Genomic DNA, 20558 nt, shown 5'->3' on the forward strand with positions numbered 1-20558 from the left:
CTAACTTTGCAAGAGGTATTGTTCTTCTTGTTCGCGGCGGGGGCGCCCGGTGGCCGACAACAGTGATTTGTCAGCCTTCCGTACGACCGTCGGTAGTAAGCCGGAGTACGCTTTGATTCGACGCTCAGGAGATGAACGAACTATGGCCAAACTGACACGGCTGGGGGATCTGGAACGGGCCGTCATGGACCATCTGTGGTCCACGCCCGAGCCTCAGACCGTCCGCCAGGTCCATGAGGCGTTGTCGGCACAGCGCGACCTGGCCTACACCACAATCATGACCGTGCTGCAACGGCTGGCCAAGAAGAACCTCGTTTCCCAGATCCGCGACGACCGGGCGCACCGGTACGCGCCGGTGCACGGTCGCGACGAGCTGGTCGCCGGACTCATGGTGGACGCGCTGGCCCAGGCCGAGGATTCCGGCGGCCGTCAGGCCGCGCTGGTGCACTTCGTCGAGCGCGTCGGCGCCGACGAGGCGGAGGCGCTGCGGCGCGCACTCGCCGAACTGGAAGCCAATCAACGCAATAACTCGCCATCTGCTGGCGCTCCACCGGAGGGCTGAGGGACACTAACTGTGTGTCCGCGCTGGCTTTCACCATTCTCGCGGTGCTACTGACCGGTCCGGTGCCGGCGATGTTGGCACGCGCGCGCTGGCCGCTGCGCGCTCCCCGCGCCGCCATGGTGCTCTGGCAGGCCGTCGCGCTGGCCGCGGTGCTGTCGGCGTTCAGCGCCGGCATCGCGATCGCCACCCGGTTGCTGATGCCCGGCCGCGACGGGCGCCCGACGACCAGCATCGTCGGCGCCGGCGACCGCCTCGGCTGGCCGCTGTGGACGGTCTACATCAGCGTTTTCGCCCTGACCGTGCTGGTCGGCGCCCGGTTGATGGTCGCGGTGGTCCGGGTGGCCATCGCCAACCGGAAACGACGGGCCCACCACCGCATGGTGGTCGACCTGGTCGGAGTCGGCCACGGCGCGGCGCTGTCCCAGCCCTGCGCCCGCACCCGTGATCTTCGCGTGTTGGAGGTGCCGCAGCCGCTCGCCTACTGCCTGCCCGGTGTGCGCAGCCGGGTGGTGGTCAGCGAGGGAACGCTGAACACGCTCGCCGACGCGGAGGTCGAGGCGATTCTCACCCACGAGCGCGCCCACCTGCGGGCGCGGCACGACCTGGTGCTGGAGGCCTTCACCGCCGTGCACGCCGCTTTCCCGCGGCTGGTCCGCAGCGCCAACGCGCTCGGCGCCGTCCAGCTCCTGGTCGAGTTGCTCGCCGACGACGCGGCGGTCCGCGCGGCGGGTCGCGCTCCCCTGGCCCGGGCGCTGGTCGCATGCGCATCGGGGCGGGCCCCGTCAGGCGCGCTCGCGGCCAGCGGCCCCAGCACGGTGGTCAGGGTGCGCCGGCTGGGTGGACGCGGCAACAGCCCGCTGCTGTCGGCGGGCGCATATCTGGCCGCGGCCGCGGTGTTCGTGGTGCCCACCGTCGCGCTGGCCGTCCCGTGGCTCACCGAGCTGGAACGCTTGTTCAACCTCTGACGCAGCCGAGGGCCGATCACCCCGGGCGCGCAACTGTTCGCTGTGCCACAGTGTCACCGAAAGCTTTTCGGAAAAGTTCTCCACATTGAGAGGCGAAAACATGAGTTCGTCGGATGCCCACTCCACTTCCAAGACCGGCACCGCACAGATCGGCGTCACGGGCCTGGCCGTGATGGGCTCGAACCTCGCCCGCAACTTCGCCCGGCACGGCTACACCGTGGCGCTGCACAACCGCTCGATCTCGAAAACCGATGCGCTGCTCAACGAGCACGGCGGCGAGGGTAACTTCGTCCGCTCCGAGACGATCGAGGAATTTCTGGACGCGCTGGAGAAGCCGCGCCGGGTGATCATCATGGTCAAGGCGGGCGACCCCACCGACGCCGTCATCAACGAGCTCGCCGACGCCATGGAAGAGGGCGACATCATCATCGACGGCGGCAACGCGCTCTACACCGACACCATCCGCCGGGAGAAGGCGATCCGCGAGCGCGGCCTGCACTTCGTCGGCGCCGGCATCTCCGGCGGCGAGGAGGGCGCGCTCAACGGCCCCTCGATCATGCCGGGCGGCCCGGCCGAGTCGTACAAGTCGCTGGGCCCGCTGCTCGAAGAGATCTCCGCACACGTCGACGGCGTGCCGTGCTGCACCCACATCGGCCCCGACGGAGCCGGTCACTTCGTCAAGATGGTGCACAACGGCATCGAGTACTCCGACATGCAGCTGATCGGCGAGGCCTACCAGTTGTTGCGCGACGGCCTGGGCAAGACCGCTCCCGAGATCGCCGACGTGTTCGCCGAGTGGAACAAGGGCGACCTGGACAGCTTCCTGATCGAGATCACCGCGCAGGTGCTGCGCCAGACCGACGCCAAAACCGGCAAGCCGCTGGTCGACCTCATCCTCGACGAGGCCGAGCAGAAGGGCACGGGACGCTGGACCGTGAAGTCGGCGCTCGATCTCGGTGTACCGGTGACCGGTATCGCCGAGGCGGTGTTCGCCCGCGCGCTGTCCGGCTCGGTCGCCCAGCGCAAGGCCACCACCGGCCTGGCCTCCGGCCAGCTGGGCGAGAAGCCAAGCGACGCAACCCAGTTCATCGACGACGTGAGCAAGGCCCTGTACGCGTCGAAGATCATCGCCTACGCGCAGGGCTTCAACCAGATCCAGGCGGGCAGCGCCGAGTACGACTGGGGCATCACGCCCGGCGACATGGCGACGATCTGGCGCGGCGGCTGCATCATCCGGGCGAAGTTCCTCAACCGGATCAAGGAGGCGTTCGACGAGAATCCCGACCTGCCGACCCTGATCGTCGCGCCCTACTTCCGCAGTGCCATCGAGGAATCCATCGACAGCTGGCGTCGCGTCGTGGTGAAGGCCACCGAACTCGGCATCCCGATCCCCGGCTTCGCCTCCGCGCTGTCCTATTACGACGCGCTGCGCACCGAGCGGCTGCCGGCGGCGCTCACCCAGGGTTTGCGGGACTTCTTCGGCGCACACACCTACGGCCGCATCGATGACGACCCGGACAAGCGATTCCACACACTGTGGAGCGGAGACCGCTCGGAAGTGCCCGCATAGCCGGGCGACACCAGAGGGTGCGAAGGGGGCTTGAATTGGTGGGGCGACTGCGATGAGGTTTCTCGACGGGCGCAGACCCGCATACGACCTGACGTACAACGACGTGTTCCTGATGCCGAACCACTCGGAGATCGCGTCGCGCTTCGACGTCGATCTGTCCACCGGCGACGGCTCGGGCACCACGATCCCGGTCGTCGTCGCCAACATGACCGCGGTGGCGGGCCGGCGGATGGCCGAAACCGTCGCGCGGCGTGGCGGACTCGTCATCTTGCCGCAGGATCTGCCGATCACCGCGGTGCAACAGACGGTCGAGTTCGTCAAGAGTCGCGACCTGGTTCTCGACACGCCGGTGGTGCTCGGGCCCGACGCCTCGGTGTCCGACGCGACGGCCCTGATCCACAAGCGTGCGCACGGTGTCGCGGTGGTCACCTTCGAGGGGCGTCCCCTGGGTCTGGTGAGCGAATCGTCGTGCCTGGGCGTGGATCGCTTCACCCGCGTGCGCGACGTCGCGATGACCGACTTCGTCACCGCCCCGGTGGGCACCGAGCCGCGCAAGGTCTTCGACCTGCTCGAGCAGTCACCCATCGGAGTCGCGGTCGTGACGAACGCCGACGGCACGCTGGCCGGCGTGCTGACCCGCACCGGCGCCATCCGCGCGGGCCTGTACACGCCGGCCGTCGACGCGCGGGGCCGGCTGCGGATAGGCGCGGCCATCGGCATCAACGGCGATGTCGGGGCCAAGGCGCGGTCGCTGGTCGAGGCGGGCATCGACCTGCTGGTCGTCGACACGGCGCACGGACACCAGGTCAAGACGATCGAGGCGGTCCGGACGGTCGCGTCGATGCAGCTGGGTGTGCCGCTGGCGGCGGGCAACGTCGTCTCGGCGGAGGGCACCCGCGACCTGTTGGGCGCCGGAGCGAACATCGTCAAGGTCGGCGTCGGACCGGGCGCGATGTGCACCACCCGGATGATGACCGGCGTCGGCCGCCCGCAATTCTCCGCTGTCGTCGAATGTTCCTCGGCGGCAAGGGAATTGGGTGGACATGTGTGGGCCGACGGCGGCATCCGGCATCCCCGGGACGTTTCGCTGGCGCTGGCCGCCGGGGCGTCCAACGTGATGATCGGGTCGTGGTTCGCCGGCACGTACGAATCGCCCGGCGACCTGATGCGCGACCGCGACGACCAGCCGTACAAGGAGAGCTACGGCATGGCCTCCAAACGGGCGGTAGTGGCGCGCACCGGGGCGGACACCGCGTTCGATCGGGCCCGCAAGGCGCTGTTCGAGGAAGGCATTTCGACGTCCCGCATGGGGCTGGATCCGGCCCGCGGCGGTGTCGAGGATCTGCTCGACCACATCACCTCGGGTGTCCGCAGCACCTGCACGTATGTCGGCGCGGCCAACCTGACCCAGCTGTACGACCGGGTCGTGGTCGGCGTGCAGTCGACCGCGGGCTTCGCCGAGGGACATCCGCTGCCACAAGGCTGGTGACACGCATGGGTAAGGCTAGCCTTGCCTAAATCTGGCTGCTAACGTTCTGCGCCATGGCCTCCTCGTCCCCCGCTTCCTCGTCCACAGTCACCCCCGAGCTGCTGAGCATCCTGCGCGACGACCTCAACGTCGACCCGTCGCGCGTGACGCCAGATGCCCGGCTCGTCGACGACGTCGGACTCGACTCGGTGGCCTTCGCCGTGAGCATGGTGGCGATCGAAGAGCGGCTCGGCGTCTCCCTGTCCGAAGAGGAGCTGTTGAACTGCGACACGGTCGGCGACCTGCAGGCCGCGATCGCCGCGACACCCCGCGATGGCGCCCGACTACGGCGGCTATGAATCCGTGATCGGCGCCTCGAGCGCATAGAGCGCCATGCGCCGGTTCGTCGTGTCGTACTCGCCGAGAAACTTGCAGCCGGCGTACTCGCACAGCCGGCGCGCGGTGGTGTTGCGGTGATCGGGGTCGAACATGATCCGCCGGCACCGCGGCTCCGCCGAGAAGACGCTGGCCACGATCCGGGGCAACAGCATGGGGCCCAGGCCGCGGTTCACCAGGTTCAGGTCGGCGATGGCGGCGTGCAGCCCCAGGTCGTAGGGCTCGGCATCATAGTAGCGGGATATCAGATCCTTTGCGCCCCAATAGAGTTCGAGGTAGGCGCGCTCTATGCCTGCCATGCTGCCGAGCAACGGCAGCGAATACGTCCCGGCCAGCTGGGCGCTGAGGTGCTGGCGCCACCGGGGCGCCGGCCAGTCGTATTCCCAAGCCTGCGCCAAATGCGGGCGGTTCATCCACTCGGTCACCATGTCCACGTCCTCGAGTCGCGCCACGCGCATGCCGAACGGTGGATCGAGGGTGGGAACCGGTGGGCGGGGAATGCGCGCTACCTCGTCGGGAATGTCGAAGCGTTCGCGCTTGAGGACCTGTATGGACGGCGTCTGAGCGTCGGGCATAGTGCGCAGAGCGTACCTGAGTAAGGTTAGCCATACTTTAGTTGGCCTGGGTCGGCCGGCGAGTTCGGCCAGGCGACCGCGTGGCCAGGGTTGGGCAGCGCCGTGCGGCCGCGACCCGGGCTAGCATATGACAGCAAAGACGGACGCAACCGCGACCGCTCAGCCACCAGGCAGCGAAAGGATCGACGTGCCGCAGGCACCCGTGCCAGCCATCGGCTTGCGGGCGCACGGGCCGTCGGCCGAATCGCCCGATGCGGAGCCTCCTTCGGCGCCATCTCCGCTCATCAAGCATTCCCCCTCGGCCGGCCGGCGGCGTCGTTCATGAACGTCACCGTCACCGTGATCAGCGTTGTGGCGATCGCGGTGCTCATCTTCGGCAACGCCGTCTTCGTCGCCGCGGAGTTCTCGCTGACCACCCTGGACCGCAGCGCGGTCGAGGCCAACGCGCGTGGCGGTGGACGCCGCGACCGCTGGATCCGCCACGCGCACCACCGGCTGTCGTTTCAACTGTCGGGCGCCCAGTTGGGTATCTCGATCACCACGCTGGCGGCCGGTTACCTGACCGATCCGATGGTGGAAGACCTGCCGCACCCGTGGCTGGACGCGATCGGCATCCCCGACAAGGTCGGCGACGCGATCATGGCCTTCCTGGTGCTGGTGATCGTGACCTCGGTGTCGATGGTGTTCGGCGAGCTGGTTCCCAAGTACCTGGCGGTGGCGCGGCCGCTGTCGACGGCCCGCGCCGTCGTGAGCGCCCAGCTGTTGTTCTCGCTGCTGCTCACGCCGGCGATCCGGCTGACCAACGGGGCGGCGAACTGGATCGTGCGCCGGCTCGGCGTCGAACCGGCCGAAGAGCTGCGGTCGGCCCGGTCCCCGCAGGAGCTGTTGTCGCTGGTGCGTTCGTCGGCGCGCAGCGGCTCCCTGGATGCCGCGACGGCGGCCCTGGTGCGGCGCTCGTTGCAGTTCGGCGCCCTGAGCGCGGAGGAGCTGATGACGCCCCGGTCCAAGATCGTGGCGCTGCAGACCGACGACACGGTCGCCGACCTGGTGACCGCGGCCGCCGAGTCCGGCTTCTCCCGCTTCCCGATCGTCGACGGCGACCTCGACGAGACGGTCGGCATCGTGCACGTCAAGCGGGTGTTCGCCATCCCGCGCACCGAACGCCGCCGCACGCGGCTGATCACGGTGGCCCAACCCGTTCCGAAGGTGCCGTCAACCCTGGACGGCGACGCGGTGATGGCCGAGATCCGCGCCAACAACCTGCAAACCGCGCTGGTGGTCGACGAATACGGCGGCACCGCCGGCATGGTGACGGTCGAGGACCTGATCGAGGAAATAGTCGGCGATGTCCGCGACGAGCACGACGACGCGACCCCGGACGTGGTGCCCGCCGGCTCCGGCTGGCGGGTCTCGGGCCTGCTACGCATCGACGAGGTGGCCGCCGCCATCGGCTTTCGGGCGCCCGAAGGCCCCTACGAGACCATCGGCGGGCTGGTGCTGCGCGAGATCGGTCACATTCCGGTGGCCGGCGACACGGTCAAGCTGCCGGCGCTGGACTCCGACGGGCTGCTGGACGCGGTGACGTGTTGGCAGGCAACGGTGATCCGGATGGATGGCCGCCGGATCGACCTGCTCGAGCTGATCGAACTGAGCAGTCACGGTGACGTCCCCGCGACCGGGGTGCACCGATGAGCGACACCATGGGCCTGCTGCTGGCCTGCCTGTTGATCGGGGTGAACGCGTTCTTCGTCGGAGCGGAGTTCTCGCTGATCTCGGCGCGCCGCGACCGCCTCGAGGCGCTGGCCGAACAGGGCAAGGCGGCCGCGGTCACGGTGATCCGCGCCGGGGAGCAGCTGCCGGCCATGCTGGCCGGTGCCCAGTTGGGCGTCACGGCCGCGTCCCTGCTGCTCGGGCGGATCGGCGAGTCGGCGGTGTCCAACCTCCTGCGAACGGCGCTGGGGCTCACCGGAATTCACCCGGCGCTGCTGCACACGTTGTCGTTCGCGATCGCGCTGGCCATCGTGGTGACGCTGCACGTGCTGCTGGGTGAGATGGTGCCGAAGAACATCGCGCTGGCGGGACCGGAACGCACCGCGATGCTGCTCGTCCCGCCGTATCTGGCCTACGTGCGGGCCGCCCGGCCGTTCATCGTGTTCTACAACAAGTGCGCCAACCTGGTGGTGCGTGCGTTCGGCGTCGAACCCAAGGACGAGCTGGAGATCACAGTCTCCCCCGTCGAGCTCAGCGAGATGATCGCCGAATCGGAGTCCGAGGGCTTGCTGGACCGGGAGGAACGCACGCGGCTCACCCGGGCGCTGCAAATTCGCCACCGCGTGGTCGGCGACGTGGCGGTCCCCCTCGCCGGCGTGCACGCGGTACCGGTCGCCGCGGCAGGCTCGGGCCCCACGGTCGGGGCGGTCGAGCAGGCCCTGGCCCAGACTGGTTACTCGCGGTTCCCGGTGGCCAGCGTCGGCGGCGTCTTCCTCGGATATTTGCACATCAAGGACGTGCTGACGCTCGGCGACGATCCGCAGACGGTGATCGATCTGGCGAAGGTGCGCCCGCTGCCGCGGCTGTCCCGGTCGCTGGCGCTGGCCGATGCCCTGTCCCGGATGCGCCGCAGCAACAGCCATCTGGCGTTGGTGACCGACGAAACCGGGACGGTGGTGGCCATGGTGGCCATGGAAGACCTGGTTGAAGACCTCGTCGGCACCATGCGCGACGCGTAGCGGCACTGGCCGGCCGGGACGACTATGAGCAGCCCGTATGATCTTTCACGGCTACCAGTTAAGAAAGTGCTGGAGGGCGTAGCACCGTGGGCGCGCGGAACATGCGTTGCTGGAAACAGATCCCGGTGCTCGCCGCAGCGTCGTTCTTGGAGCCGTCAGCGCGGCCTGACCTGCTGTGGCGGGTCGGGCGAATACGCTCACCAGGCTGCGCTCGGTAGGCTTATGACATTGCCAATCTGGCCCGACGATGGTCCGGTGCGGCCCATGATGGAGGAGAATCATGACTGATCGCGTGTCGGCTGGGAACTTGCGCGTCGCCCGAGTGCTCTACGACTTCGTGAACAACGAGGCCTTGCCCGGCACCGACATCGACCCGGACAGCTTCTGGGCGGGTGTCGACAAGGTGGTCACCGACCTCACCCCCAAGAACCAGGACTTGCTGCGCCGGCGCGACGAGCTACAGGCCCAGATCGACAAGTGGCACCGGCAGCGTGTCATCGAGCCGCTCGACATCGAGGCGTACCGCGAGTTCCTCACCGAAATCGGTTATCTGCAACCCGAACCCGCGGACTTCACCATCACCACCTCCGGTGTGGACGACGAGATCACCACGACCGCGGGCCCGCAGCTGGTGGTGCCGGTGCTCAACGCGCGGTTCGCGCTGAACGCCGCCAACGCCCGGTGGGGCTCGCTCTACGACGCCCTGTACGGCACTGATGTCATCCCCGAGAGCGACGGCGCCGACAAGGGCACCAGCTACAACAAGGTGCGCGGCGACAAGGTGATCGCCTACGCGCGCAAGTTCCTCGACGAGGCCGTGCCGCTGGAATCCGGGTCGTGGGCCGACGCGACGGGACTCAGTGTCGACGACGGCCAGCTCAAGATCGTGACCGCCGACGGCTCCGTCGGCCTGGCCGACCCGGAGAAGTTCGCCGGCTACGCCGGCGAGCTCGGCTCCCCCAACTGGTCGGTGTTGCTGGTCAACCACGGTCTGCACATCGAGATCCTGATCGACCCGGAATCGCCGATCGGCAAGACCGACTCCGCGGGCATCAAGGACGTGGTCCTGGAGTCGGCGATCACCACCATCATGGACTTCGAGGACTCGGTGGCGGCCGTCGACGCCGACGACAAGGTGCTCGGCTACCGCAACTGGCTCGGGCTGAACAAGGGCGATCTGTCCGAAGAGGTCTCCAAGGACGGCAAGAGCTTCACCCGGGTGCTCAACGAGGACCGCACCTACAGCACACCCGACGGCGAGGGCGAACTGGTCCTGCCCGGCCGCAGCCTGATGTTCGTCCGCAATGTCGGTCACCTGATGACCAACGACGCGATCGTGTGGAGCGAAGGCGACGAAGAAAAAGAGGTGTTCGAGGGCATCATGGATGCACTGTTCACCGGCCTGACCGCGATCCACGGGCTCAAGACCGGTGACGCGAACGGGCCACTGGCCAACAGCCGCACCGGGTCCATCTACATCGTCAAGCCCAAGATGCACGGACCCGACGAGGTCGCCTACACCTGCGAGCTGTTCAGCCGCGTCGAAGACGTCCTCGGCCTGCCCCAGGGCACCCTCAAGGTCGGCATCATGGACGAGGAGCGGCGCACCACCGTCAACCTCAAGGCCTGCATCAAGGCCGCGGCCGACCGGGTCGTGTTCATCAACACCGGCTTCCTGGACCGCACCGGCGACGAGATCCACACCTCGATGGAGGCCGGGCCGATGATCCGCAAGGGCGCGATGAAGAGCACCGCGTGGATCAAGGCCTACGAGGACGCCAACGTCGACATCGGCCTGGCGGCCGGCTTCAAGGGCAAGGCCCAGATCGGTAAGGGCATGTGGGCGATGACCGAGCTGATGGCCGACATGGTCGAGCAGAAGATCGGCCAGCCGAAGGCGGGCGCGACCACCGCCTGGGTGCCCTCGCCGACGGCGGCCACCCTGCACGCGATGCACTACCACTACGTCGACGTGGGGGCCGTGCAGGAGGAACTCGCCGGCAAGAAGCGCACCAAGATCGAGGAGTTGCTGACCATCCCGCTGGCCAAGGAGCTGGCCTGGGCTTCCGAGGAGATCCGCGAAGAGGTCGACAACAACTGCCAGTCCATCCTGGGCTACGTGGTGCGCTGGGTCGCGCAGGGCGTCGGCTGCTCGAAGGTGCCCGACATCCACGACGTGGCATTGATGGAAGACCGTGCCACGCTGCGGATTTCGAGCCAGCTGCTGGCCAACTGGCTGCGCCATGGCGTGATCACCGAGGAGGACGTGCGGGCCAGCCTGGAGCGGATGGCTCCGCTGGTCGACGAGCAGAATGCCAAGGACGCGGCGTACCTGCCGATGGCGCCCAACTTCGATGACAGCGTGGCTTTCCTGGCCGCACAGGACCTGATCCTGACCGGAACGCAGCAGCCCAACGGTTACACCGAGCCGATCCTGCATCGCCGCCGGCGCGAAGCCAAGGCACGCGCCGCGCAGTCGAATTGAGCCTGCGCTCAAATCGGGTTCGAACGTGTAATAGTGCCGCTGATGACTAAAATCGGCGCCCGAGTTCATTTGATGGATCGACGGAAAGGCCGCGGGCACTGCTATGGGTAGGCACAGTGCGCCCGACCCTGAGGACTCCTTCGACGAGCCATCTCGCGAGGACGTCGTCGACGAGCCGCCCCGAGGTGACGAGGCAGGACGCCGCCACCGGGATGCCGGCGGCGACGAGGAAGCCGACCTCTACTCGGACCAAGATGACTACCCGGACGAGGGTGACTACTCGGACGAGGGCTATTACTCCGACGAACGTCGCCATCCCGACGACGGGGGCTTCGCGGCGGACGACGATCTCTACGCGGCCGAGGATTCGTTCGTAGACAGCGCCGCTGACGACTACCCGGAGTTTCCGTCGCGGCCGACTGCCGCGTCCAGCGCGGAGCCGCCGGACTCGTCACCGTCGCTCTTCCGGGGCGGGCATCGTGGGTTCGCCGATCGGCTGGGTGGTCATCGCAGCGAGGGCGGCCGTCGCGGCGTCAGCATCGGCGTGATCGTGGCGCTGGTCGCGGTCGTCGTGGTGGTGGGATCGGTGATCCTGTGGAGCTTCTTCGGTGACGCGCTGTCCAAGCGATCGCACACGGCGGCGGGCCGCTGCTCGGGCGGCCAGGAGACGGTGGCCGTCGTCGCGGACCCGTCGATCGCCGATTCCGTTCAGCAGTTCGCGGAGAGCTACAACAAGTCTGCCGGCCCGATCGGTGACCACTGCATGGTGGTGAGCGTCAAGCCGGCCAACTCCGACGCCGTGCTGAACGGCTTCATCGGCAAGTGGCCCACGGAACTGGGTGGCCAGCCGGCGCTGTGGATTCCGGGCAGCTCGATCTCGGCCGCGCGGCTCGCCGGGGCGACGGCTCAGAAGACCGTCACCGAGAGCCATTCGCTGGTCACCTCGCCGGTGGTGCTGGCGATCCGCCCCCAACTCGCCCCGGCCTTGTCCAACCAGAACTGGGCGGCGCTGCCCGGGCTGCAAACCAATCCGAATGCGTTGGCCGGGTTGAACTTACCCGCGTGGGGCTCGCTGCGGCTGGCGCTGCCGATGAATGGCAACGGGGACGCATCGTTTCTGGCCGGAGAGGCGGTGGCGGCCGCGTCGGTGCCGCCCGGCGCCCCGGTGACGCAGGGCACCGGCGCGGTGCGCAGCCTGCTGGGTGCACAACCCAAGCTGGCCGACAACTCGCTCACCGAGGCGATGAACACGCTGCTGAAGCCCGGTGACCCCGCGACCGCGCCCGTGCACGCGGTCGTCACCACCGAGCAGCAGCTGTTCCAGCGCGGCAAATCGTTGCCAGACGCCAACGGCGCCTTGGGGTTCTGGTTGCCACCCGGTTCCGCCGCGGTGGCCGACTACCCCACCGTGCTGCTCAGTGGTTCCTGGCTCAGCCGGGAACAGGCATCGGCGGCTAGCGAGTTCTCGCGTTTCATGCATAAGTCCGATCAGCTGGCCAAGCTGGCGAAGGCCGGCTTCCGCGTCAACGGGGTCAAACCGCCCAGCAGCCCGGTCACCAACTTCCCGGCGCTGCCGGCCGCGCTTTCGGTGGGCGATGAGCCGATGCGGGCCACCCTCGCCGAGGCGATGGCGAGCCCGTCGAGCGGGCAGGCCACGACCATCATGCTCGACCAGTCGATGCCCGGCCAGGAAGGCGGAAAGTCCCGGCTGGCCAACGTGATCGGGGCGCTGCAGGACAAGATCAAGGCGCTGCCCGGCACCGCGGTGGTTGGGCTGTGGACATTCGACGGCCACGAGGGCCGCTCCGAGGTGGCGAGCGGGCCGCTGTCCGACGCCGTCAACGGCCAGCCGCGTTCGGCGGCGCTGGCCACCGCGCTGGACAAGCAGTACTCCTCGGGCGGCGGCGCGGTGTCCTTCACCACGCTGCGGATGCTCTACCAGGATATGCAGACCAACTACCATGCGGGACAGACGAATTCGATCCTGTTGATCACCGCGGGACCGCACACCGACCAGACACTGGACGGACCGGGGCTGCAGGACTTCATCCGCAAGAGCGCCGATCCGGCCAAACCCATCGCGGTGAATGTCATCGACTTCGGATCCGACCCGGACCGGGCGACCTGGGAAGCGGTCGCCCAGCTCAGTGGCGGTAGCTACCAGAATCTCGCGACGTCGACGTCCCCCGATCTCGCGTCGGCGGTCAACGCCTTTCTGAGCTGACGGTCCGATCAGGCGCCGCCCGACGTGGAGCATGGTGCCGACGCGGTACGTGATAGATAGATCGCGTTTGCCTACCGGCGGTGTGACGGCTGCGGTGGTGCCGGGCGCTCGCGGAACATGCAGGTCGGATGCGACGAAAGGCATGGCTGCCATGTCGATTTCGACCGAATCTCTCGCCATCTCTGTCAAACGGCGGCGGTCTGTGCCAGACTCGACGATAGAAATCACCTCAGTTTCTATCAGGCGCGGAGACTCAGGAGACGTGGTCGAGATGTCCGCTGGCGGCGCAAGTTGCACGCACCCGAATCCGTTCGAGGTCGATCCAGGAAGGCGGCGACGTGGCCCATCCTCTGCCCGCTGATCCCGAACTTCCGGCCGCCGCGCCGGATCGGCGCGCCCAGCGCGCGGACACCGATTCCGCCAACACGTCGTTTCTGGCCGAGGAGATGTCGCCGTGGCTGACCCCGGCTTACGGTGCGGCGAATGTCGTGATGCAGCTGGCGAATGCCGGCGTGGCCTACGGCGTGATGGAGAGCAAGGTCGACAGCGGCAATCTGCACAAGCACCCGTTCAAGCGGGCTCGCACCACGTTCACCTACATCGCGGTGGCCATCGCCGGAAATGCCAAGGATCGCAGGGTGTATCGGGAAGCGGTCAACGGCGCACACGTCCCGGTGCGGTCCGGTCCGCAAAGCCCGGTGAGCTACAACGCGTTCGACCCCGCGTTACAGCTCTGGGTGGCATCCTGCATGGCCGCGGTCTTTGAGGACACCCGCAGGCTGCGGCGCGGTCGATCCCGTCACGACCCCGAAACGATTCACCGGGCAGCCTCGGTGTTTGCGACCACACTGCAGGTGCCGCCCGAAATGTGGCCCGCCGATCGGACGGCCGCTGACCGCTACTGGCGGCAGCAACTGGACCGGCTCGACTTCGACGAACGGATGCGCGGCTATCTGATCGGTATCGCGCGCCTGAACTTCCTGCCCGCGCCCATCCCGGCACTGTTCGGTAGCTGGAACCTGTTCATGACGCTGGGCTATCTGCCAGCGCAACTGCGCGACAAGCTCGGATTCGGCTGGTCGGCCGCGCAGCAACGCCGATTCGACCGCTGGCAGGGCGTTCTCGGGGTGCTGGACCTGTTCACGCCGCGGTTTCTGATGCGGCTGGGTGTGCAAACGGTCGTGTGGGACATGCGGTTGCGCCGCATCACCGGTGCGACGGTGGTGTGACCCGAACTCTCGCCCATCAAAGGAGGAGCGGCATGACGACGCCGGCGAGCTTCGTACAACATGGCAATGGATCAGGTGCGAGGGTGAGACCAGACGCGGCGCACCGCGAATTGGCGGACGACGTCCGGTGGTTCGCGGGCTCGCCCTTGGCGGCGGCATTCGGTCGGCTGGCCCTCGACCAGGTGGCGCACCGGGAGATCGCCGCGGCGGTGGACCGCAGCGGACGGTTCGCCGACAACTTCACCGACCGCGGCATCCGCAGCGCCGCGTTCACCGCCCTGGCTACCTTCGGCGACAGCTCCGACGTGCGGACGTCGCGGGCCGACCTCAAACGATTGCACCGCGACGTGCGGGGCACCGGCAAGGACTCGTTCGGCGACACCCGTTACAGCGCATTGGATCCCGACGTGTGGATCTGGGTGGCCGTGAGCGGCCTCAACCTGCTGTATCAGGCGTATCTGCGGGTGTGCGGTCGTCGGCTCACCGCCGCCGAGAAGGAGGTGGTCTACCAGACGCTGCGGGCGGAGCTGCAATTCCTGGAATTGCCCAGCAAGCAGGCGAAGCTGCCGGCGACCCTGCACGACATGCTGGACTACTACAACGCCGTCGCGGCAAAAGATCTGGCCGACAACGACTTTCTGCAATTCGCCAACCGCAGCTTCGTCGCGCCACCGATCCCGAAGTTGTTGTTACCCCGGCAGATACGGCCGCTGCTGCGGCTGGCATGGCCGGTGATGACGACGCTGGCGTCCCGGCCGGTGGTCGTCTGCTCGGCCGCGGTCGCCCATCCCACGATGCGCGGGCTGCTCGGCGTCCGGTGGGGCACGCGTGAGCAAATCGAGTTCGCCGTCTACGTAGCCGCCTTACAGCTGGGCTGGCGTTGGTTGCCGCGCCGGCTCACCCTGGAGCCCCTGGCCTACAACCGTTACCGGTACGAGCGGCTACGCGACCGCTATCGCTCGGTGTTGCTCGATTCGTTCGCCGCGCCGAGCCGAGCCTGATTTCGGCACGATAGATCGACTGGGGCGGCGGGCACCCGGAGAAGTTCACCGCCCCTGTGGGTGAATACGCTGATACATCGCAGGATCGACGTGATACCCCGATCGGCTGGAGGCCAGATGGTTGACCCCGCAATGCTGCTGGGCCTGGTGCCCGACGGTCTGGCCACCCTCGATCCGACGGCCCGCACCATCGTCACCGCGGCACGCACCTGCTTCACCGAGCGCGGATTCTCCAACACCACCATGCAGGACATCGCCGACACCGCCGGTGTCGGTGTCGCCACGGTCTACCGCCGCTTCCGGCACAAGCGAAACCTGGTGCGGCTGACCATCATGGACGAATCACTGCGGCTGAGCACGCTCGTCTCTGAGGTCGCGGGCCGGGCGGCGTCGCCGGAAGAGGGGATCGCGGAAGTCTTCGCGGCCTTCGTCCACGAAGCCTCCGCGCCCAAGCTGCTCACCCGGAGCATCCGCGAATCACCCGCCGCCGGTGAACTATCCGCCTACCTGACCGATGAGAACCTGATCGCCATGACCCGCGGCTACATAGCCACCTGGCTACGCCGATGGCAGGAACGCGGCGAACTGTCCGCCGATCTCGATGCCGAGGTGGTCGGCGAGATGATCGGACGGCTGATCATCTCGCTGATCAGGACGCCGAAGTCGGTCATCCCGATCTACAACCAGAACCAGGCCCGCGACTTCGCCCGCCGCTACCTGGTGCCGCTGGTGTTACAAGCCCCGGCGACGGCTCCCGGCTGAGACGCGACCCGCGCCACCGTCAGGCGAACGCCTCCACCGGCGGGCACGAGCAGACCAGATTGCGGTCGCCGTAGGCGCCGTCGATGCGACGCACCGGCGGCCATACCTTGGGCCGGAATTCCTTGCCCAGCGGATAGGCCGCCTCCTCCCGCGTGTACGGGTGGTCCCAGTCGCTGACGACCAGGCATTCGGCCGTGTGGGGTGCGCCGCGCAACGGGTTGTCGTCGACGGTCCACTCCCCCGAACCCACCCGATCGATCTCGCGGCGGATGGCAATCATGGCGTCGCAGAACGCGTCGACTTCGGTCAGGGTCTCGCTCTCGGTGGGTTCCACCATCAGCGTGCCGGCCACCGGGAAGCTCATGGTCGGCGCGTGAAAACCATAGTCCGCCAAGCGCTTCGCTACATCGTCGACGGTGACACCGGTGGACTTGGTGATGCCGCGCAGGTCCAGGATGCACTCGTGGGCGACCATGCCGTTCTCGCCGGTGTAGAGCACCGGGAAGTACTCGTCGAGGCGCCGGGCGATGTAGTTGGCCGACGCGATCGCCGTCAGCGATGCAGCGCGCAGGCCGTCGGCGCCCATCATCCTGATGTAGGCCCAGCTGATCGGCAGGATCGAGGCCGACCCGTAGGGCGCCGCGGACACCGGATGCCCCTGTGGCAGTTCGGGGGCGTGCGGATGCCCCGGCAGGAACGGCGCCAGATGCGAACGCACCGCCACCGGCCCGACGCCGGGTCCGCCGCCGCCGTGCGGGATGCAGAACGTCTTGTGCAGGTTCAGGTGGCTGACGTCGCCGCCGAACTTGCCCGGTCGCGCCAGACCGACCAGGGCGTTGAGATTGGCGCCGTCGACGTATACCTGGCCGCCGGCGTCGTGCACGGCCGCACAGATCTCGGCGATGTCGTGCTCGTACACGCCGTGCGTGGACGGATAGGTGATCATCAGCGTCGACAGCCTGTCGCGGTGCTCGCCGACCTTGGCGCGCAGGTCGTCGAGATTCACGTCGCCGTTCGTGTGGCAGGCCACCACGACCACCCGCATCCCGGCCAGCGCCGCCGACGCCGCGTTGGTGCCGTGCGCACTGGACGGGATGAGGCAGATGTCGCGGTGCGGTTCCCCGCGGCTGGCGTGGTAGTCGTGAATGGCCAGCAGGCCGGCGTACTCACCCTGCGATCCGGCGTTGGGTTGCAGCGAGACGGCGTCGTAGCCGGTGATCTGCACCAGCCAGGTCTCCAGGTCGGCGATCAGACGCCGCAGCCCGGGGGTGTCCGACGCCGGCGCGAACGGATGCTGGCGGGCGAATTCCGGCCAGGTGATCGGTTCCATCTCCGCGGCGGCATTGAGCTTCATGGTGCAGGAACCCAGCGGAATCATGCTGCGGTCCAAGGCGATATCTTTGTCGGCCAGCGCGCGCAGGTAGCGCATCATCGCGGTCTCGGTGCGGTACTGGGTGAACGCGGGATGAGTGAGGAACTCCGAGGTGCGGGTGATGATGCCAGCGCACACCGGCTCAGCGGCTGGTAATCCGAAGGCCTCCAGCACGGCGGCGACATGTTCGTCGGTGGTGACCTCGTCGCAGGCCACCGACACGTGGTCGTCGTCGACCCGCCAGAGGTTGATGCCGCGCGCCTTGGCCGCGGCGATCACCTCGGCCGCACGTCCGGGCACCCGGGCCAGCACGGTGTCGAAGTACTTGTCGTGCACCGCCGCATCGCCGAGGGCGGCGGCGATCGCCTCGGCGTGACCGTGCACCCGGCGCGCGATCGCGGTCAGCCCCTCGGCGCCGTGGTAGCTGGCGTACATCGCGGCCATCACCGCCAGCAGCACCTGCGCGGTACAGATGTTGCTGGTCGCCTTGTCGCGGCGGATGTGCTGCTCGCGCGTCTGCAACGCCAGCCGGTAGGCCGGCGACCCGTCGGCGTCCAGCGACACACCCACCAGCCGGCCCGGCAGCTGACGCGCATGGTTGGCGTGCACCGCCAGGTAGCCGGCGTGCGGCCCACCGAATCCCATTGGCACACCGAATCTTTGGGTGGTGCCGAAGGCGACGTCGGCGCCGATCTCACCGGGCGGCGTGATCAGCGTCATGGCGAGCAGGTCGGCGCCGAGGGCAACCAGCGCGCCCCGGTCGTGCGCCTGCTCCACCAGGCCCGCCCACTCGGAGACCCGGCCACTGGCCCCGGGCAGCTGGGCGATGACGCCGAAGAAGTCGCCGTCCGGCAGCCCCTCGCGCAGGTCGGCGGTGACGATCTCGATGCCCAGCGGCTTGGCCCGGGTGGCCAAGATGGCCGCGGTCTGAGCGAAGACGTCGGCGTCCACCGCCAGGCGGTTGGCCTTCCCGCGCGCCGCGCGGTGCATCAACGTCATGGCCTCGGCCGCCGCGGTTCCCTCGTCGAGCATCGAGGCGTTGGCGACCTCGAGGCCGGTCAGGTCGGCGACCATCGTCTGGAAATTCAGCAGCGCCTCCAGCCGGCCCTGGCTGATCTCGGGCTGGTACGGCGTGTACGCCGTGTACCAGGCCGGGTTCTCCAAGATGTTGCGCAGCAACACCGGCGGCGTGAGCGTGTCGTAGTAGCCCTGCCCGATCATGGACACGGCCACCGTGTTGGCCTCGGCCAGCGCCCGCAGCTCGGATAGCGCCTCGGTCTCAGTGGCGGGCGGCGGCAGCTGGTCGAGACCGGGCGCAGTGCCACCGTCGGTCAGCCGGTCCAGGATGCCGGCCGGAAGCGCCTTGGCGGCCAGCTCGTCGAGCGAGTCGACGCCGATGACGGCGAGCATGGCCGCGACGGCCTGACCGTCCGGGCCGATGTGCCGAGCCGCGAAAGTGAGTTGATCGGACACTGGAAACTCCTGAGTAGGCGGGCGAAGACATATCAAGGCAGAGGACTAACGGCCCTCTCCCTCTGTCTTCACCCGTTCGCCGGGCGCCTGAGAGATTCGGTGCCCGATGCTGCCTGAGCGCCTTTCCCCATCGGCGGGCGCGGACCACGCGGGTCCTCGCCGCTTTCCAGAGGCATCATGATTTCGCGCGGTCCGGGTGCCTGAGAGGTTGACGGAGAGGTGTTGCTCCTTCGGCGTCCGTGGCTGGCAGCCACGGAACTCTCCCGCTCGAATGCGATGCGCAGCCCAGTTTACTCGGACCGCGACGGGTGCGGCGCGGTGTGCGGTGGGCGCGCCGCTCAGCCGATCTTGCGGTCGCGGTGCTTGCGCCGGGACGCCAGCTCGTCCTCGGGCTCGGCGATCGACTCGCCGCCGTCGGCCCGCTCGCCGGGGAAGTCGGCGATGACGCCGGTCAGCTCGCGCATGGCACCCGATACGGCGATGCCGAAGACGCCCTGCCCGCCCTGCAGCAGGTCGACGACCTCTTCGGCCGACGTGCACTCGTAAACCGTGGTGCCGTCGGAGAACAGGGTGATGTTGGCCAGATCCTGGACACCGCGCTGACGCAGGTGATCGACCGCGACGCGGATGTTGTGCAACGAGATGCCGGTGTCCAGCAGCCGCTTGACGATCTTGAGGACGAGGATGTCCTTGAACGAGTAGAGCCGCTGGCTGCCGGAGCCGGCCGCGCTGCGGATCGACGGGACCACCAGCGAGGTGCGTGCCCAGTAGTCGAGCTGCCGGTACGTGATGCCGGCGATCTGGCAGGCGCTCGGACCGCGGTAGCCGACCAGCTCGTCGGGCACGGAGTCGTCCGGGAAAAGCCCGGGCTGCACGGGTGCGCTGGCGACGGTGACGGGGCGGTCACTGGCCGCCGGGCTACCGCTGTCGGCTAGGTTGAGCTGCTCTTGGCGTGGCTGCTCGCTCACGGTGGTTCCTCTCCGCGATCGCGCTCGCGTCGTTAGCTGCGTCTGAGGCTGCATTGCAGCTACGTTTGCTCAGGCCCGAGTGCTAGTAGAGCTTACGCTTTCTGATAGCCGCCGCGCCTGTAGTCGTGATCAAAGTATGGCCGCCGCGAGGCCAAGTGGGCGGGCTATCCGCCAGCGTGTCGACATCACGGTGTGGTTTGAGATGGATCCGTGATGTCGCCATCCAGGCTAAACCAGCCGCCCCACCGTTCCCAAGTGCTGGTGGTAGCGGGTTTGCGCTAGGTGGCCTTGAAATCGTCCGGGGACACGCTGTCGAGAAATTCCTTGAACTTCTCCACCTCGTCCTCCCGGACGGCGGTGCCACCTTCCTCATCGGTCTCGTCGGGAATCAGCAGGCCGGCTTGGGCAAGCACGCCTTCCTCGACGTAGATCGGAACACCGACCCGCAACGCGATCGCCACCGAGTCCGAGGGCCGGGCCGACACGGTGATGTTGCGGTCGAACACCAGGTCAGCGTAGAAAGTGCCCTCTTGCAGATCGACGATCCGCACCTCTTTCAGCGAATGCCCAAGCGCGGCAATGACATCCCTGATCAGATCGTGCGTCAACGGGCGCGGCGGCTCAACGCCTTGCTGCTCGAGGGCGATGGCGGCGGCCTCCGACTGACCGATCCAGATCGGAAGGTAACGGTCACCGTTGGTTTCGCGCAGTAACAGCACCGGCTGGTTCTGCGGCTGCTCTACGCGAATGCCGACAACACGAACTTCACCCATCTGTGT

General features: G+C 67.9%; 16 protein-coding genes and 1 riboswitch. Of the genes, 12 read left to right on the plus strand and 4 right to left on the minus strand.

The window, feature by feature from the left end; genetic code table 11:
• The first annotated feature begins 142 nt into the window (after positions 1-142).
• The 5 genes from A5760_RS12280 (at position 143) to A5760_RS12300 (ending at position 4924) form a co-directional block, all read left to right on the plus strand.
• Positions 143-562 (plus strand): BlaI/MecI/CopY family transcriptional regulator, encoded by a 420-nt coding sequence (locus tag A5760_RS12280; RefSeq protein ID WP_064881047.1) that lies wholly within the window; start codon positions 143-145, stop codon positions 560-562.
• A 14-nt stretch (positions 563-576) separates the two neighbouring features.
• A complete protein-coding gene (locus A5760_RS12285; protein ID WP_064881049.1) occupies positions 577-1527 on the plus strand; it encodes a M56 family metallopeptidase in 951 nt (316 codons plus the stop codon).
• A gap of 100 nt (positions 1528-1627) precedes the next feature.
• Positions 1628-3097: an NADP-dependent phosphogluconate dehydrogenase gene (gene gndA, locus A5760_RS12290; protein WP_064881051.1), complete on the plus strand. Its 1470-nt coding sequence runs from the start codon at positions 1628-1630 to the stop codon at positions 3095-3097.
• 52 nt (positions 3098-3149) lie between these two features.
• The gene (locus A5760_RS12295; protein ID WP_064881054.1) at positions 3150-4586 is read left to right on the plus strand and encodes a GuaB1 family IMP dehydrogenase-related protein; all 1437 of its coding nucleotides are present in this window, start codon (positions 3150-3152) and stop codon (positions 4584-4586) included.
• A 53-nt stretch (positions 4587-4639) separates the two neighbouring features.
• Positions 4640-4924 (plus strand): acyl carrier protein, encoded by a 285-nt coding sequence (locus A5760_RS12300; protein ID WP_064881056.1) that lies wholly within the window; start codon positions 4640-4642, stop codon positions 4922-4924.
• Here the strand turns inward: A5760_RS12300 and A5760_RS12305 are convergent.
• Complete coding sequence (locus tag A5760_RS12305) at positions 4919-5536, minus strand: GNAT family N-acetyltransferase (RefSeq protein WP_064881058.1); 618 nt, start codon at positions 5534-5536, stop codon at positions 4919-4921. The genes A5760_RS12300 and A5760_RS12305 overlap by 6 nt on opposite strands.
• Positions 5537-5857: 321 nt before the next feature.
• Here A5760_RS12305 and A5760_RS12310 point away from each other — a divergent pair, with 321 nt between their 5' ends.
• The 7 genes from A5760_RS12310 to A5760_RS12340 all read left to right on the plus strand — a co-directional run bounded on the left by A5760_RS12310 (position 5858) and on the right by A5760_RS12340 (position 15966).
• Positions 5858-7228, plus strand: a complete 1371-nt coding sequence (locus tag A5760_RS12310; RefSeq protein WP_064881060.1) for a hemolysin family protein — start codon at positions 5858-5860, stop codon at positions 7226-7228.
• Positions 7225-8265 (plus strand): hemolysin family protein, encoded by a 1041-nt coding sequence (locus A5760_RS12315; RefSeq protein ID WP_064881062.1) that lies wholly within the window; start codon positions 7225-7227, stop codon positions 8263-8265. Before A5760_RS12310 ends, A5760_RS12315 begins: the two co-directional genes overlap by 4 nt.
• A 280-nt stretch (positions 8266-8545) precedes the next feature.
• Positions 8546-10750 carry a malate synthase G gene (locus A5760_RS12320; RefSeq protein ID WP_064881064.1) on the plus strand — a complete coding sequence of 735 codons (2205 nt, stop codon included), beginning with the start codon at positions 8546-8548 and terminating at the stop codon, positions 10748-10750.
• A 103-nt stretch (positions 10751-10853) separates the two neighbouring features.
• The gene (locus A5760_RS12325; RefSeq protein ID WP_064881066.1) at positions 10854-12974 is read left to right on the plus strand and encodes a substrate-binding domain-containing protein; all 2121 of its coding nucleotides are present in this window, start codon (positions 10854-10856) and stop codon (positions 12972-12974) included.
• Positions 12975-13312: 338 nt separating this feature from the next.
• Entirely contained in the window at positions 13313-14203 is an 891-nt protein-coding gene (locus tag A5760_RS12330; RefSeq protein WP_064881068.1) for an oxygenase MpaB family protein, read from the plus strand.
• 32 nt (positions 14204-14235) lie between these two features.
• Positions 14236-15204, plus strand: coding sequence for an oxygenase MpaB family protein (locus A5760_RS12335; protein WP_064881070.1), 969 nt, complete (start codon positions 14236-14238; stop codon positions 15202-15204).
• A 117-nt stretch (positions 15205-15321) separates the two neighbouring features.
• Positions 15322-15966 carry a TetR/AcrR family transcriptional regulator gene (locus A5760_RS12340; RefSeq protein WP_064881072.1) on the plus strand — a complete coding sequence of 215 codons (645 nt, stop codon included), beginning with the start codon at positions 15322-15324 and terminating at the stop codon, positions 15964-15966.
• Between the two features lie 19 nt (positions 15967-15985).
• Here A5760_RS12340 and gcvP read toward each other — a convergent pair whose 3' ends face one another.
• From gcvP to A5760_RS12355, 3 genes are all read right to left on the minus strand, one after another.
• Positions 15986-18811, minus strand: a complete 2826-nt coding sequence (gene gcvP / locus A5760_RS12345) for an aminomethyl-transferring glycine dehydrogenase (RefSeq protein WP_064881074.1) — start codon at positions 18809-18811, stop codon at positions 15986-15988.
• Positions 18812-18989: 178 nt separating this feature from the next.
• Positions 18990-19087: riboswitch (glycine riboswitch) on the minus strand.
• Between the two features lie 62 nt (positions 19088-19149).
• Entirely contained in the window at positions 19150-19779 is a 630-nt protein-coding gene (locus A5760_RS12350; RefSeq protein ID WP_064881076.1) for a MerR family transcriptional regulator, read from the minus strand.
• Positions 19780-20057: 278 nt separating this feature from the next.
• Positions 20058-20552, minus strand: a complete 495-nt coding sequence (locus A5760_RS12355) for a bifunctional nuclease family protein (RefSeq protein WP_064881078.1) — start codon at positions 20550-20552, stop codon at positions 20058-20060.
• Positions 20553-20558 lie beyond the last annotated feature (6 nt).

This window comes from Mycobacterium colombiense, assembly GCF_001665835.1.
Lineage (GTDB): Bacteria > Actinomycetota > Actinomycetes > Mycobacteriales > Mycobacteriaceae > Mycobacterium > Mycobacterium colombiense_A.

Excerpts from the sequence above, each read along its gene's own strand:
- A5760_RS12280 (WP_064881047.1), top strand. The coding sequence starts at position 143 with ATGGCCAAACTGACACGGCTGGGGGATCTGGAACGGGCCGTCATGGAC.
- gndA (WP_064881051.1), top strand. The coding sequence starts at position 1,628 with ATGAGTTCGTCGGATGCCCACTCCACTTCCAAGACCGGCACCGCACAG.
- A5760_RS12295 (WP_064881054.1), top strand. The coding sequence starts at position 3,150 with ATGAGGTTTCTCGACGGGCGCAGACCCGCATACGACCTGACGTACAAC.
- A5760_RS12300 (WP_064881056.1), top strand. The coding sequence starts at position 4,640 with ATGGCCTCCTCGTCCCCCGCTTCCTCGTCCACAGTCACCCCCGAGCTG.
- A5760_RS12305 (WP_064881058.1), bottom strand. The coding sequence starts at position 5,536 with ATGCCCGACGCTCAGACGCCGTCCATACAGGTCCTCAAGCGCGAACGC.
- A5760_RS12310 (WP_064881060.1), top strand. The coding sequence starts at position 5,858 with ATGAACGTCACCGTCACCGTGATCAGCGTTGTGGCGATCGCGGTGCTC.
- A5760_RS12315 (WP_064881062.1), top strand. The coding sequence starts at position 7,225 with ATGAGCGACACCATGGGCCTGCTGCTGGCCTGCCTGTTGATCGGGGTG.
- A5760_RS12320 (WP_064881064.1), top strand. The coding sequence starts at position 8,546 with ATGACTGATCGCGTGTCGGCTGGGAACTTGCGCGTCGCCCGAGTGCTC.
- A5760_RS12325 (WP_064881066.1), top strand. The coding sequence starts at position 10,854 with ATGGGTAGGCACAGTGCGCCCGACCCTGAGGACTCCTTCGACGAGCCA.
- A5760_RS12335 (WP_064881070.1), top strand. The coding sequence starts at position 14,236 with ATGACGACGCCGGCGAGCTTCGTACAACATGGCAATGGATCAGGTGCG.
- A5760_RS12340 (WP_064881072.1), top strand. The coding sequence starts at position 15,322 with ATGGTTGACCCCGCAATGCTGCTGGGCCTGGTGCCCGACGGTCTGGCC.
- A5760_RS12355 (WP_064881078.1), bottom strand. The coding sequence starts at position 20,552 with ATGGGTGAAGTTCGTGTTGTCGGCATTCGCGTAGAGCAGCCGCAGAAC.